The 13,083-nt window shown below is 65.6% G+C and carries 11 protein-coding genes and 3 pseudogenes; 9 read left to right on the top strand and 5 right to left on the bottom strand.

Annotated elements, in window-relative coordinates:
* Positions 1 to 10 precede the first annotated feature (10 nt).
* Both sdhA and IHQ52_RS11580 read left to right on the top strand, forming a co-directional pair.
* A complete protein-coding gene (gene sdhA / locus IHQ52_RS11585; RefSeq protein WP_006434512.1) occupies positions 11 to 1,765 on the top strand; it encodes a succinate dehydrogenase flavoprotein subunit in 1,755 nt (584 codons plus the stop codon).
* Positions 1,765 to 2,553 (top strand): succinate dehydrogenase iron-sulfur subunit, encoded by a 789-nt coding sequence (locus IHQ52_RS11580; protein WP_024497211.1) that lies wholly within the window; start codon positions 1,765 to 1,767, stop codon positions 2,551 to 2,553. The genes sdhA and IHQ52_RS11580 overlap by 1 nt, the downstream gene beginning before the upstream one ends.
* Before the next feature lie 497 nt (positions 2,554 to 3,050).
* On the opposite strand, the pseudogene IHQ52_RS11575 reads toward IHQ52_RS11580, so the two are convergent.
* Positions 3,051 to 3,158, bottom strand: a pseudogene (locus IHQ52_RS11575) (TetR/AcrR family transcriptional regulator); the annotation flags it as partial.
* 136 nt (positions 3,159 to 3,294) lie between these two features.
* Between IHQ52_RS11575 and IHQ52_RS11570 the strand changes: the two are divergent.
* Both IHQ52_RS11570 and istB read left to right on the top strand, forming a co-directional pair.
* On the top strand, positions 3,295 to 4,686 hold the full coding sequence (locus IHQ52_RS11570) for a Mu transposase domain-containing protein (RefSeq protein ID WP_096273747.1): 1,392 nt from the start codon (positions 3,295 to 3,297) through the stop codon (positions 4,684 to 4,686).
* Positions 4,683 to 5,534 carry an IS21-like element helper ATPase IstB gene (gene istB / locus IHQ52_RS11565; protein ID WP_006438910.1) on the top strand — a complete coding sequence of 284 codons (852 nt, stop codon included), beginning with the start codon at positions 4,683 to 4,685 and terminating at the stop codon, positions 5,532 to 5,534. Before IHQ52_RS11570 ends, istB begins: the two co-directional genes overlap by 4 nt.
* A 61-nt stretch (positions 5,535 to 5,595) precedes the next feature.
* On the opposite strand, the pseudogene IHQ52_RS11560 reads toward istB, so the two are convergent.
* The 4 genes and pseudogenes from IHQ52_RS11560 to IHQ52_RS11545 all read right to left on the bottom strand — a co-directional run.
* A pseudogene (locus IHQ52_RS11560) lies at positions 5,596 to 5,898 on the bottom strand (TetR/AcrR family transcriptional regulator); the annotation flags it as partial.
* A 63-nt stretch (positions 5,899 to 5,961) separates the two neighbouring features.
* Entirely contained in the window at positions 5,962 to 6,762 is an 801-nt protein-coding gene (locus IHQ52_RS11555) for an ATP-binding protein (protein WP_006438890.1), read from the bottom strand.
* 4 nt (positions 6,763 to 6,766) lie between these two features.
* The gene (gene istA, locus IHQ52_RS11550; protein ID WP_232513133.1) at positions 6,767 to 8,422 is read right to left on the bottom strand and encodes an IS21 family transposase; all 1,656 of its coding nucleotides are present in this window, start codon (positions 8,420 to 8,422) and stop codon (positions 6,767 to 6,769) included.
* A 137-nt stretch (positions 8,423 to 8,559) separates the two neighbouring features.
* Positions 8,560 to 8,715 (bottom strand): annotated as a pseudogene (locus tag IHQ52_RS11545) (TetR family transcriptional regulator); the annotation flags it as partial.
* Positions 8,716 to 8,888: 173 nt separating this feature from the next.
* Here IHQ52_RS11545 and IHQ52_RS11540 point away from each other — a divergent pair.
* From IHQ52_RS11540 to IHQ52_RS11520, 5 genes are all read left to right on the top strand, one after another.
* A complete protein-coding gene (locus IHQ52_RS11540) occupies positions 8,889 to 9,176 on the top strand; it encodes a hypothetical protein (protein ID WP_232513091.1) in 288 nt (95 codons plus the stop codon).
* Positions 9,164 to 10,051, top strand: coding sequence for a cytochrome P450 (locus IHQ52_RS11535; protein ID WP_232513090.1), 888 nt, complete (start codon positions 9,164 to 9,166; stop codon positions 10,049 to 10,051). Before IHQ52_RS11540 ends, IHQ52_RS11535 begins: the two co-directional genes overlap by 13 nt.
* 70 nt (positions 10,052 to 10,121) lie before the next feature.
* The gene (locus IHQ52_RS11530) at positions 10,122 to 10,532 is read left to right on the top strand and encodes a hypothetical protein (RefSeq protein ID WP_096273745.1); all 411 of its coding nucleotides are present in this window, start codon (positions 10,122 to 10,124) and stop codon (positions 10,530 to 10,532) included.
* Positions 10,533 to 10,616: 84 nt separating this feature from the next.
* A complete protein-coding gene (locus tag IHQ52_RS11525) occupies positions 10,617 to 12,158 on the top strand; it encodes an APC family permease (protein ID WP_096273743.1) in 1,542 nt (513 codons plus the stop codon).
* Positions 12,148 to 13,077 carry a universal stress protein gene (locus IHQ52_RS11520; protein ID WP_006434506.1) on the top strand — a complete coding sequence of 310 codons (930 nt, stop codon included), beginning with the start codon at positions 12,148 to 12,150 and terminating at the stop codon, positions 13,075 to 13,077. The genes IHQ52_RS11525 and IHQ52_RS11520 overlap by 11 nt, the downstream gene beginning before the upstream one ends.
* The last annotated feature ends 6 nt before the right edge of the window (positions 13,078 to 13,083 follow it).

Below are 13,083 nucleotides of genomic sequence, written 5' to 3'. Positions count from 1 at the left end.
GACCAACAACATGCAGGAACACCGCTACGACGTCGTCATCGTGGGCGCCGGCGGCGCCGGGATGCGCGCGGCGATCGAATCCGCACCGCGCGCCCGCACCGCGGTTCTGACCAAGCTCTACCCCACCCGCAGCCACACCGGCGCGGCTCAGGGCGGCATGTGCGCCGCGCTGGCCAACGTCGAGGAGGACAACTGGGAGTGGCACACCTTCGACACCGTCAAGGGTGGTGACTACCTCGCCGATCAGGACGCCGTCGAGATCATGGCCAAGGAGGCCATCGACGCGGTGCTCGATCTGGAGAAGATGGGTCTGCCGTTCAACCGGACCCCCGAGGGCAAGATCGACCAGCGTCGATTCGGCGGGCACACCCGCGACCACGGCAAGTCGCCCGTGCGTCGTGCCTGCTACGCCGCCGACCGCACCGGTCACATGATCCTGCAGACGCTGTACCAGAACTGCGTCAAACACGACGTCGAGTTCTTCAACGAGTTCTACGCCCTCGACATCTGCCTCACCGAGAACGAAGACGGCGAGCAGGTCGCCACCGGCGTCGTCGCCTACGAACTCGCCACCGGTGAGATCCACGTGTTCCACGCCAAGTCGATCGTCTTCGCGACCGGCGGCTCGGGCCGCATGTACAAGACGACGTCCAACGCCCACACCCTCACCGGTGACGGCATGGGCATCATCTTCCGCAAGGGCCTGCCCCTCGAGGACATGGAGTTCCACCAGTTCCATCCGACGGGCCTGGCCGGCCTCGGCATCCTCATCTCAGAGGCCGTGCGCGGTGAGGGCGGCATCCTGCGCAACGCCGACGGCGAGCGCTTCATGGAGCGCTACGCCCCCACCATCAAGGACCTCGCGCCCCGCGACATCGTCGCCCGCTCGATGGTTCTCGAAGTGCTCGAGGGCCGCGGTGCCGGACCCAACAAGGACTACGTCTACATCGACGTGACCCACCTCGGCGAGGACGTCCTCAACGAGAAGCTCCCCGACATCACCGAGTTCGCGCGCACCTACCTCGGCGTCGACCCGGTCACCGAGTACGTGCCGGTGTTCCCGACCTGCCACTACGTCATGGGTGGCATCCCGACCAACGTCGACGGTCAGGTGCTGCGCAACAACGACGAGGTCGTACACGGTCTGTACGCCGCCGGTGAATGTGCCTGTGTGTCGGTGCACGGTGCCAACCGCCTCGGCACCAACTCGCTGCTCGACATCAACGTCTTCGGACGCCGCGCAGGTATCGCCGCCGCCGAGTACGCCAACAACGCCGACTTCGCCGACCTCCCGGAGAAGCCGACCGAGATGGTCGACGGCTGGCTGGAACTGCTCCTGTCCGAGCACGGCCACGAGCGCGTCGCCGACATCCGGACCGAGCTGCAGGCGTCGATGGACGCCAACGCCTCGGTGTTCCGGACCGAGGAGACCCTCAAGCAGGCGCTGACCGACATCCACGCGCTCAAGGAGCGGTACGCCCAGATCAAGGTCCACGACAAGGGCAAGCGTTTCAACAGCGATCTCCTCGAGGCCATCGAGCTAGGCTTCCTGCTCGAGATGGCCGAGGTCACCGTGGTCGGCGCACTCAACCGCAAGGAATCGCGTGGCGGCCATGCACGCGAGGACTACCCCGATCGCGACGACGTGAACTACATGCGTCACACCATGGCCTACAAGAAGGGCACCGACCTTCTCTCGGACATCGAGCTGGACTACAAGCCCGTGGTGCAGACCCGTTACGAGCCGATGGAGCGTAAGTACTGATGACATCTGTTCTGGACAAGCCCGCACCCTCCTCCGACGAGCCGCCACTGCCCCCGGTGCCCGACGAGGCCACCATGGTCACGCTCAAGATCTTCCGGTTCAACCCGGAGAATCCGGACGCCCAGGGCTTCGAGAGCTTCCGCGTCCCGGCACTGCCGACCGACCGTCTGCTCAACCTGCTGCTGTACGTGAAGGGCTACCTCGACGGCACCCTGACGTTCCGCCGCAGCTGCGCACACGGCGTGTGTGGTTCCGACGCGATGCGCATCAACGGCGTCAACCGTCTGGCCTGCAAGCTCCTGATGAAGGACATGCTCCCCAAGGACAAGTCCAAGGAGATCACCATCACCGTGGAACCCATCAAGGGTCTTCCGGTGGAGAAGGATCTCGTGGTCAACATGGAGCCGTTCTTCGACGCGTACCGCGCGATCAAGCCGTTCCTGATCACCTCGGGCAACGAGCCGACCCGTGAGCGCATCCAGAGCCAGAGCGACCGCGCCCGCTTCGACGACACCACCAAGTGCATCCTCTGTGCGTGCTGCACCACGAGCTGCCCGGTGTTCTGGACCGAGGGTTCCTACTTCGGCCCCGCCGCGATCGTCAACGCGCACCGCTTCATCTTCGACAGCCGGGACGAGGGCGCCGTCGAGCGTCTCGACATCCTCAACGACGTCGACGGTGTGTGGCGCTGCCGCACCACCTTCAACTGCACCGACGCATGCCCCCGTGGCATCCAGGTCACGCAGGCGATCTCGGAGGTCAAGCGCGCACTGATGTTCTCGCGCTAGAGGTTCCAACGCTTTCTCTGCAGCCCGGCAACAGCCCGCACCGATTCGGTGCGGGCCGTTGCTCATCCGGGCGCCGGGCCTGCGCGCAGGCCCGCCTCGCGGCCACCGGAAACCCGCGTCGCACCTCTCGCCGCCACTGAGGTGCGAGGAGCGATAGCGGCCGGACTGAGTAAGCGACGAAGGAGCGCATCGAAGTCGACGAGCCACCACCGCTCCCTGAGGTGCGAGGAGCGATAGCGACGAGCCTCGAAGGGCCTGGTGACCATAGCGCGAGAACTGTTCCGAGCGAGTACCTCTCACCTTCGCTCGTAACGGCGGCCGCACGCATGCAGCATTAGGTGTCGCCAGACGACACCTAATGCTGCACCTACGGGATCGGACGTCGGGAGTTGCCATCGAGGTGCCCTGGCCGGGCCGAGATGAACTCGCGTGCGACATCGACCCGGCCAGGCGACACCGGCCGATGTCGCCCGTTCTGAGTGTCATCGCACACGACGTCAGTCCGACGCCCGTCGGTGAGAGACTCCCGCGACGATCGAGTCCACCAGCTCCGCCTCCTCCTCCGGCGCGGCCGGCCACAGCAGCATCGTCAGCACCGACCGGATGACGGCGCTCATCGAAATTCCCTAGTTTCGCTCACCGAAATTCCCTACCCGTGTGGCATCGCCAACGAGGGCGGGTCTCCCCGGATGCTGGTGGTCTCTGACCACGCACCAGCTATCCAAAGGAGACCCGCTCCTCATGCTTACACGAGAGGAAGACGTGGAAATTCGCGCCCTGAAAGAACGAGGCTGGACGATCGCGGCGATCGCCCGTCACACCGGCCGAGACCCCAAAACAATCCGGTCCTACCTGAACGGCACCACCGCCCCTGGCGTGCGTAAACGTAGCGCCCCGGACCCGTTCGACAGGTTCGTCGCCTACGTCACCGCCCGCCTGCTCGACGACCCGCATCTGTGGGTGCGGACGTTATGCGACGAACTCGAAGACCTCGGCTACGCGATGTCGTATCAGACACTTTCCCGCAAGATCCGCGAGCTGGCGCTGCGACCGATCTGCCAGGCCTGCCTGACCGCCACCGAACGTCCCAACGCTGTCATCGAACACCCACCTGGTGAAGAGACACAATGGGATTGGGTGGATCTTCCCGATCCACCGGCCGCCTGGGGCTGGGGTTCGACAGCCCACTTGTTCGTCGGCACCCTCGCCTGTTCAGGCAAGTGGCGCGGCGTACTGGCCCCAGCGATGACACAACCGCATGTCGTCGATGGACTCGATCGGATCAGCCGAGGACTGGGCGGAATCAGCCGAGTCTGGCGATTCGACCGGATGGCCACGGTCTGCCATCCAGAATCGGGACGCATCACTGCGAGCTTCGCCGGCGTCGCCAAATACTATGGAGTCTCGGTCGCGATCTGCCCACCGCGCCGCGGCAACCGCAAAGGGGCAGTGGAGAAGTCCAATCACACTGCCGCCCAACGCTGGTGGCGCACATTGCCCGACGATGTGACCGTTGAACAAGCTCAAGCGAGTCTCGATCAGTTTTGCCGCACCCGCGGCGATACCCGCTTACGGGCAACCAAAGACGGCAAAGCCTCCGTAGCGACGATCGCGACCGCCGAAGGGCTGCACCCCCTGCCAGCCACCGCGTATCCCGCGATTCTGGCCACCGAGCGCACCGTCTCACGACAAGCATTGGTCGCCTACCGCGGCAACCGCTACTCGGTTCCACCCGAGCTCGCCTGCGCACAGGTCACCGTCACCCAGGTCCTGGGCACCGAGGTCATCGACGTCGTCACCGCCTCGGGAATCACCATCGCCCGCCACCAGCTGGCGGCCGACGGGACCGGGGCGATGGTCCGCGATCACGGCCACATCTACGCCCTCGAACAAGCAGCCATGGCCAGCGCGAACACCGGACGACCCCACCGCCGCAAAGAACGCATCCCACCCGGCCCGGACTCCATCGCTGCCGCACAGCAGCTTCAGGCAACAGCTAGCAAAGCCGATCAGCACGACTCCATGATTACCGAAACAGTCACTAGTGCAACCCAATCCGAAGAATCAGACGCAGTGATATACGACCTTTCGGTCTACGAACGTGCCGCCCACGGAAGGAACACCCTGTCATGACCACCCACGACACACCGACCGGCGCCGACCGGTTGCCGGCACCGAACACCGCCGAAGCCGCCAGCCTCTACCAACGCCTGCGCGGGCATCTCGCGGTCCTCAAACTTCACGACGCCGCCGAAGCGCTGCCCTCGGTCCTGAACCAAGCAGCCGCCGAAGAACTATCGATGACCGCAACACTGGACCGGCTCCTTTCCATAGAAGTCGAGGCCACTGAAGCACGCCGGCTACTGGGTCGCCTGCGGTTCGCGTGCCTGCCCACACCAGCATCACTGCAGGACTTCGACTACGACGCCGCCGCAGGCATCGACCGCAAGCTGATCGAGGAACTAGCAACCTGCAGATACCTCGAAACAGCGACGAACGTGCTGCTCATCGGCCCTCCAGGAGTCGGAAAAACACATCTGTCGGTCGGACTCGCCCGCGCCGCGGCGCACGCCGGATACCGGACGTACTTCACCACCGCAGCCGACCTCGCGGCCCGCTGCCACCGAGCCGCCCTCGAAGGCAGATGGGCCACCACGATGCGATTCTATGCCGGGCCGACACTGCTCGTGATCGACGAACTCGGGTATCTTCCGCTGCCCGGCGAAGCGGCATCAGCTTTGTTTCAGGTTGTCTCACAACGATATATGAAGACATCAATCGTAATGACAACCAACCGTGGCGTGGGATCGTGGGGCGAAGTACTCGGCGACAACACCGTCGCCGCAGCAATGCTCGACCGCCTCCTACACCGCTCGGTCGTACTCAACCTCGATGGCGATTCCTACCGCTTACGAGACCACAACGCACGAACGGAAAAGCTCCGCAAAGCCACCACCGGAACCCGCCAACCGCTACAGTAAACACCGCTCACAGGTAGGGAATTTCACCGAGCATGATCAGGGAAATTCGCTGAGCCTCGTCACGGATGGCGAACCGTGCCGCGACGGCATCATCGGGGTCGATGCCGATGAGTTCCGCTGCCACGGCCAGCACCGTCGGCGACGCGAGCACGGTCGGGGTCGACGCAATGAGGTTCGCCGGGCGGAGGAACTGGCGGATCACCCGGTCTGCCCGGAGCGCCCGGACGGCCTCGGTGATCGCGACCCGCGCCCGCTCCTCCCCCACTGCGCCGGCCGCCTCTGCGTGGATCGCCTCGAGCACGGGCGCAGCGGTGGTCGCGAGAACCGCCTCGATCAACGCGGTCCGGCCACCGGCGTGCCGGTAGTGTCATTTGCCACTGCTATGGGACCGCCTGGATTGCCACGAGGATGGGACCACCTTGGCGCGTTATTGAGGATGCTCTGCGGGGTTGGGTCGGTCAAGTCCGGGTCGGTGTCGTTGGCGGTAGGAGGGGCCTTCGATGACGAGGGTGTGCGCGCGTGAGGTGAGTCGGTCGATGGCCGATTGGGCCAGTAGCGCGTCGGCGGTCATGGTGAGCCATTCGGCGGGTTCTCGGTTGGATGTGACGATGGTGGTCTTGGTCTGCTGGTGGCGTTCGACGATGAGTTCGTAGAAGTCGTTGGTTTCGGTCGCGTCGAGCGCTCTGAGTGCGAAGTCGTCGATGATCAGGATGTCGACGGCGGTGATGCGGCGGAGTTCGGCGTCGACGCTGTTGTCGAGGCGGGCGGCTTTGAGTCGGTGGAACAGTTTGTCCGCTCGCGCGAACAGCACTGTTTTGCGTCGGCCGATGGCCATGTGGCCCAACGCGTTTGCTAGGTGTGTTTTGCCGACTCCGACGGGGCCGAGCAGGATCGCGGAGTGGCCGGCGTCGATGAACCGCAGGGTGGTGAGGTCCTCGAGCAGGGGGCGGTCGTAGAGTAGATCGTCTGCCGCGCGCCAGTTGTCGATCCGCATGCTGGGGTCGAGACCTGCCTTGGCTGATCGTCGGGCGGCGGAGCTGGATTCACGCCGTGAGACTTCATCGGCGAGCAATTGTTGCAGGAACGTCAGGTGCGAGGTTTTGTGTTGGCGGGCCAGGGCTGCGCGTTGGGGCAGGGTGTCGGCGAGGGCTCCGAGTTTGAGGGTTTTGAGCAGGCCGAGCATGTCGGCGCCGACAGGTTCGGGCACACTGTTGGTGGTTCGGGTCATCGGTTCACTCCTGAATGGTGTTGTCGGGGTTAGGAACAAGTGTCAACTGTGTTCTGTTGGTTGCGTATTCGGAGGGGTCGCGGGCAAAGCGAGACGATTCCGACCCGGCGGCCACGGGCATGTCCGGGGTGGTGTTCTCGGTGGCCTGCTCAAGCATCGAGGCGATCTTGGGCACGGCGATGACATCGAACTCCAGGGCGGTGGCACAGGCAGCATCGACAGGTCCGGGCCCGTAGGTGCGCACCAGGCCGAGCAGGGTGTACACCGCCCGCACCCGAGACCACGGGCGCGGGTCGTCGACGATACGGGCCGCGTAGAGCCCGATATGGGGGCCGTGATGCTCGCAGGTGGCCTGCAGCTTGCTGATGTTGCGCAGCGCGTAGGCGGCCTTGTCTGCGGGGTAGTCGTTGGGGTCGGTGCTCTGCCCACCGGCGGGCTGGCGCGGGTGTTGCTTGACCAACTCGCCGCGGTGATAGAACTTCACCGCTTCGCTGTCCAGGCGAACGTCCAGTGTCGAGCCGATCCAGGTTTCGGGCAGTGAGTACAGTGCTTTGCCGACCGAGGCGTGAAAGTCTCTGTGCACCTTGACAGTTTTGAAGATCGGTACGTCGTAGTCGGCCGGTATCGGTAACAGGTGGGCGCGCTCGTCTGTGTCGAACAGCACCGCTGGCGCGGCGGCGGTGGTGCCGTGAATCCGCAGCCCCGCGGTGCTCTGGCACCACGCCACCGCGGCGGCCTGGGCATCGGGCAGGCTCGAGAATCGCTCACCGGCCCAAAAGTTGTTCTGCACGTAGTGGATGGTGCGTTCTACCCGCGGCTTGTCGGTTGGTGTGGCGACTCGGGCGGTGTCGGTGACGAACCCGGCATGCTGGCCGTAGTCCAACCAGCCCCGAGACAACCTCGGATTGAGGGTGTCTGCTTGGGTGACAATAGGTTTCATGTTGTCCGGAATGATCACAGCGAACACGCCGCCGAAGAACTCCCACGCCGCTGAACAGCCCTCGAGGATCGTTGACAGGGTTTGGGTGTGTGAGAGCCACACGAACGTGTGCCGCGAGTACACGGCGGTGAACACCAGCGCGAACACTTTGCGGCGCTTACCTGTTGCCGCATCATCGAGCATCCCGAGGTAGCCGAAGTCGATCTGGCACTCCACCCCGGGATCCCCATCGGCCACCCGCACCGTGGTCGTGGTGCGGCGATACCCACAGCACTCGGTCGCGAACCGCACCAGCGTCCGATACGGGACCACACACCCCTGACGGGCCAGCAGGATGTGAATCTTCGTCACCGTCAACGGTTCTGGATTCTCCGGCGTTCCTCCCCTCACCCACTGCGTGATCTGTTCGCTGAACGGCACCAACGCTTCCCACGCCTGGCCATGACCCTTCGGCCGCGCCGGACGCACCCCGGCCACCACCGCACCGAGCAACTCATCGGTCAGTGCCGACGCACCGACATCGCGCGTCAACCCCGCCGCCTGCGCCGCCGCGATGTAGCGTCGCACCGTCTTCCTATCGACACCCGCACGCGCGGCGATCGTGCGCAGACCCGGCGCCGGTAACCCCACCGCAAGGCCCAACCACAACCGCAGGACTTCTCTGATCTCTTCCACTGCAACCTCCCGGTAGCCCATGCCGTCGGCCCCTTCCGTGAACATCGTCACGGCCGAGTCAACGGACAAAATGAAGGACCACCAGCGCGACGCGCCGGTGGTCCCATAACTGGCAATCCAGGTGGTCCCATCCCTATGGCAAACAATCAGCCCAGGTGGTCCCTTCACGGTGGCAAATGACACCGGTAGATCGTCGCTCGCGAGCAGTGCGCTCGGAGCGCCAGTTCGTCGACGCTGAACGCGTCGAGTCCCCGCGTGGCGATGAGCGCCGCCGCCTGGGAGACGAGCTTCCTTCGCGCCGCGTCGCCTCGATCGCCACCGACGAGCCAGTCCGTCATCCCCGCACCTCCGTCACCGATTCTCATCATGAGACAGATGACCGAATCATGCACGCCCTTTCCGACAGGTCAGAGCGATCAGGTGAGACAGCGGAGCCGCTCACCGGAGTAGCCGGGTATCGACTTGGCGTGGGATCGTTGCCCCCTGCATGCCGGTCGGCGACGCTGAGAGAATGCTCGCACTCGACGATCCCGCCTTCCTGTCGCGCTTCCACAGCGGATTCCCGGTCCAGCGGATCGGCGACTCCCCGTTCTTCGCCGTCGGCTCCTGGGAACTCATCGCCGACGTGGTGCGCCGACCTCAGGAGTTCTCGTCGAACCTGACCGCCACCATGGTTGCCACGAGGACGGGTCGGTCTCGGAGTTCCCGGTGGCCGGCCTCGGCGACGCGATGCACGTCCTGGCGACCGCGGACGGTCTACGGCACCGGCTCCACCGGTCGCTGGTCATGCCGTCACTGACGCCGGCACGTATCCGTGCGTTGGAGCCCTATGTCGCCGAGGTGGTGGACACCGCGTGGACCGAGGGACTGAACGAGAACACGATCGACTGGACAACCGCTGTCGCACAACGTGTCCCGATAACGGTGGTCACCGAACTGCTCGGTCTCTCACACGACGACGTCGGCGATCTCGCCCACTGGGCGGGCGCAACCAATGTGCTGATCGACGGCGTCATCACCCCCGGTCAGCTCACCACCGCGACCACCGCCGTCGCCGAACTCACCGCCTACCTCGGCGACGCGCTCGATCGGGCGCGCGACGACGACCGGGCGGGCACGCCGGGACGAGGCGTGCTTGCCGACATCGCGTCGGCCGTCTCCCGTGAGGACCTGGATCGCCCGTCTGCGGTGATGATCCTCCTGCAACTGGTCGCGGCGGGCTCCGACTCCACCGTCAGCCTCCTGACCAGCGCCGTCCGGATGCTCACGCAGCATGCCGACGTCGCCGCGCGACTCCGCCGCGAGCCCGGGCTCATCCCGGCCTTCATCGAGGAGACACTGCGCCTGGATTCCCCTTTCCGCGGCCACTTCCGGCATGTCGTGTCCGACACCACCCTCGGCGACACCCACCTTGCGGCCGGCTCCCACGTCTATCTCATGTGGCGCGCGGCCAACCGTGATCCCGAGCATTTCGACGCCCCGCCGACCATCGACCTCGACCGTGCCACCGCCCGGTCGGGACACGGCTCGCACCTGGCATTCGGCAAAGGACTCCATCTGTGCGTCGGTGCCGCCCTGGCCCGCCTGCAGGGCCGCCTGGCGATCTCCCGATTGCTCAGCGCCACAACGGATTTTCGGCAGACTGCGGCGATGGAGCTGACACTCGTTCGGTGAACCGTGGAACCGCCCGGCGTTCGGCTGCGTCCAACAAGAACCCATCCAGCCCGCCGAACGGAGCGCCGACGTGGTCCGAGTCCTGTACTTCCGCCTTCTACTCACCGTCCTGGTCAGCACAGTGCTGTGCCTGGCGGTCTTCTCACCCGCAACGGCGTCGCCTCCGGACGAGCCGGACACCCACCGGATCACGATCACCTTCACCTCCGACCGGCAACTCAACGGTGCCGCCGTGTGGTTCGACGCCGACGGCCGGCTGCGAACGCAAACCGACGTCCCGCTCGCACATCAGGACGGCCCGACGAAGCTGTGGTCGGCGACCCTGGTGTACACGAGACCTTCGCCGCGCGAACCACTCGATGCGCTATTCCAATCCAGCGGAACCTTTTCCAGATGCGAGATCCGCGTCGACTCCGTTCTCGTGGCCGACGACACGGTACGCGGACCGCACCCGACGAGCAGGTGCCGACCACGCAATTGAGCCGGGTTTCGAACTTACCGGGAGGAACCGGAACGGAGAATCGTACTCTGGCTCTCGTCATGGATACGTGAGCGGAGAACGGGCATGTCGGAGCGCATCGAGGCCGGATCGGTCGGAGCCGACGCGGGCACGCCCGGCATCATCGAGAACCCGGGAAGCAAGGGACTTCGCGCCGGATCGATCGGGCTGATGGGAAACGTCATCATCGGCTTGTCCGCTGTCGCACCGGCTTACAGCCTCGCCGCCACCCTCGGTTACGTGGTCGACAACGTTCGCGACAAGGCACCGGCGATGTTCGTCCTCGCGTTCATCCCGATGCTGCTAGTGGCCTTCGCCTATCGCGAACTGTCCCGCGACACCCCCGACTGCGGCACCACCTTCACTTGGGGCACAAAGGCTTTCGGTCCATGGATCGGCTGGATCGGCGGCTGGGGTCTCGCGGTGTCGGCGATCATCGTGCTCGCCAACGTCTCCGAGATCGCCGCGCTGTACCTGTTCCGGTTCCTCGGCCTGGACGGTCTGGCCGACAGCCTGATCGCGAAGATCCTGCTCGGGAGTGTCTTCATCATCGGCATGACCTGGGTCAGCATCCGCGGCATCGTGATCAGCGAACGCATGCAGGCGATCCTGATGTTCATCCAATTCGCGGTGCTCATCGTCGCGAGCGTGATCGCCCTGGTCAAAGTGGGCACGGGCCGTGCCGGAGCGCAAGCGATCGACCCCGAGTTGTCGTGGTTGTGGCCGAACGGTCTCGATCAGTCGCAGATCGCGGCGGCGGTGATCCTGTGCATCTTCATCTACTGGGGATGGGATGCGTGCCTGGCCATCAGTGAGGAGACCAAGGACCCCGACAAGACCCCGGGACGCGCCGCCGTGCTCACCTGTCTGATCCTGGTCGCGACCTACGTGCTCGTCGCCTATGCCGTCCAGTCGTTCGCCGGCTTCGGCGACACCGGGATCGGACTGGGGAACGAGGCGAACGCCGAGGACGTGCTGACCATCCTCGGCGATCCGGTGGCGGGTGCGGTCATGTCCTCGGCACTGCTGTTGACCGTCTGCGTCTCCGCGTTGTCCTCGACCCAGTCCACAATCCTGCCCACCGCACGGAGCAGCCTCTCGATGGCCGTCTACAAGGCGCTCCCCGACAGGTTCGCCTCCATCCATCCGCGCTACATGACGCCGGCCTTCGGTACCGCCGCGATGGGCGCCGCGGCGCTCACCTTCTACCTGGCCCTCTCACTGCTCAGCCAGGACACGCTCGCCGACTCCATCTCCTCCCTCGGACTGGCGGTGGCGTTCTACTACGGCATCACCGCCTTTGCCTGCGTCTGGTACTTCCGGTCGACCCTGTTCGGCTCCGCCCGGAATTTCTTCCTGCGCGGCCTTCTCCCACTCCTCGGCGGACTCGCGATGGCCGCGGCCTTCATCCGTTCGGCGATCGACATGATCTCGCCGGACTACGGCGCCACCTCGGTCGGCGGTATCGGAGGTGTCTTCGTACTCGGCGTGGGCATGCTGGTCCTCGGCATTCCCCTGATGCTGGCCTGCTTCGCCCACAACAGTGACTTCTTCCGGGGCAGGACACTGACCGCGACCACCGAGGTGAAGGTTCCCGATGTCCACTGACACGACCGCGCCCCGGCCCGAGTCGGAGCCCCCCGACGAGGAGACCGAACCCCCGACCACTCCGCGCCTCACGGTCGGATACCTCGCGACGCCCTCCGGCGCCGACGGTGTCGTCCTGGCCGTGGCGCTCGCACGTGTCACCGGGGCGACGATCGACCTGGTGTGCGTGGTACGGCCGGTCCCCTATGACGGCCGGCCCGGTCTCGCCCAGTATCAGCAGCGCATCGAGGCGCAGGCAGCCGAATGGCTCCGCGAGGGGGCTGCACTCATCCCCGCGGGGTTCCCCCATCGCACCGTCGTCACGGTCGACGACTCCTTCGCCGGCGGCCTCGCATCGCACGCGGTCGCGACGCAGGCCAGGATGATCGTCGTCGGCGGCACCGGCGACGGTCTGCTCCGTCGCCACACCCTCGGCACCGTCAGCAACGAACTCGTCCACTCGTCGCCGGTTCCGGTCGCCCTGGCACCACGTGGATATGCCGACCGGGTCGACGCGGTCCTCGACACGGTGACCGTCGCCGTGCCGGTGAAGCCCGGCGCCGACAATCCGCTCCCGTTCGCCGAGAAGCTCGCCGAACGCGCAAAACTCGACCTCCGGCTGCTGTCCCTGGTCTCCCTCGAGTCCCCCTTCGACGACGACTCGTCGCGTGACGCGCGGACCGCACAGATCGCCGTCGCGCGTGAACTTCTCGACAAAACCCGCGCCGAGGTGAACGCCGAACTCGCCGTCGACGTCCTCGTCGCCGACGGCGCCACTCTCGACGAGGCACTCGCCAACCTGCCGTGGGACGCCAACGACATCGTCGCCGTCGGTTCCGGACACCTGGGATCGTCCAACCGGGTCTTCCTCGGCAGCACCGCCTCACGCATCCTCCGATGGACGACGGCACCGGTCATCGTGGTCCCCAAGAACAGCTGAGAACTG

Source organism: Gordonia amicalis (assembly GCF_022059885.1).
In the GTDB taxonomy this organism is placed as follows: domain Bacteria; phylum Actinomycetota; class Actinomycetes; order Mycobacteriales; family Mycobacteriaceae; genus Gordonia; species Gordonia amicalis.
Note: the sequence above shows the minus strand (reverse complement) of the source record. Positions and strands in the feature narration are given on the sequence as shown.